This window comes from Hymenobacter agri (assembly GCF_054778495.1).
The window spans coordinates 1-1,026 of record NZ_BAAGZM010001007.1 but is presented as its reverse complement, the minus strand read 5'-3'; the positions used below and the strand labels follow the sequence as shown (position 1 = coordinate 1,026).

2 protein-coding genes are annotated in these 1,026 nt (G+C 65.1%); both read left to right on the top strand.

Features of this window, described 5'->3' with window-relative positions:
• Positions 1-330, top strand: a 330-nt coding sequence (locus ACYVDE_RS24065; protein WP_460504053.1) for an aminotransferase class I/II-fold pyridoxal phosphate-dependent enzyme, incomplete at its 5' end; no start/stop codon positions are given.
• Positions 331-481: 151 nt separating this feature from the next.
• Positions 482-1,026, top strand: a 545-nt coding sequence (locus ACYVDE_RS24060) for a nitrilase-related carbon-nitrogen hydrolase (protein WP_460504052.1), incomplete at its 3' end; no start/stop codon positions are given.

Below are 1,026 nucleotides of genomic sequence, written 5' to 3'. Positions count from 1 at the left end.
GACGCCCTCGAGCAAGACCCTGCCGACGAGCACGCCCGCGGCCTGGCGCCCTTTTACCAAGCCAAGCGCGACGAGTTTCGGGCGCTGCTCGACGGGGCGGGCTACGAGCTGCTGCCCGTGCCCGGCGGCTACTTCCAGCTGGCGCGCTACGCTGGGCTGTCGGCAGCTTCCGACCTGGATTTTGCCCACTACCTGGCCCGCGAAAAGGGCGTGGCGGTGGTGCCCGTGTCGGCGTTCTACCACGATGGATTTGATGAGGGGCTGGTGCGGTTTTGCTTCGCCAAGGAAAGCGCCACCCTGCGAGCCGCGGCGGCGCGGCTGCGGGGGTAAAGCGGCATATTGTTAAATAAAAAAGAACGTCATGCTGCGCTTGTCGAAGCATCTCTGCTGCGCAACGTAATCATTTACTATTGCACGCGAGATGCTTCGACAAGCGCAGCATGACGTTCTTTAGGCTTGCATCTAGCCACCACAATCTCCTATGTCCGACCTCACCGTTTCCTTCGTCCAGACCGCCTTGCACTGGCACGACGCGGCCGCCAACCGCGCCCACTTCGACCAGCTGCTGGCCGGTCTCGCGCAGCCGACCGATTTGCTGGTGCTACCCGAGATGTTCACCACCGGCTTCAGCATGGACGCCGCCAGCCAGGCCGAACCCATGAGCGGGCCCACCGTGGCCTGGCTGCGCGCCACTGCCGCCCGCCACCATGCCGTGGTTACGGGCAGCGTCATCATTGAAGAAAACGGCCAATACTACAACCGCCTGCTGTGGGTGCGGCCCGACGGTTCGCTGAGCTACTACAACAAGCGCCACCTCTTCACACTGGCCGGCGAGCAGCACACCTACACGCCCGGCACGGCGCGGCTGGTGGAGGAATGGCGTGGCTGGCGCATCTGCCCGCTGGTGTGCTACGACCTGCGCTTCCCCGTCTGGAGCCGCAACCAGCCCGTCGAGCCCTACGACCTGGTGCTGTACGTGGCCAACTGGCCCGCCGTGCGCCGCACCGCCTGGATGACGCTGCTGCG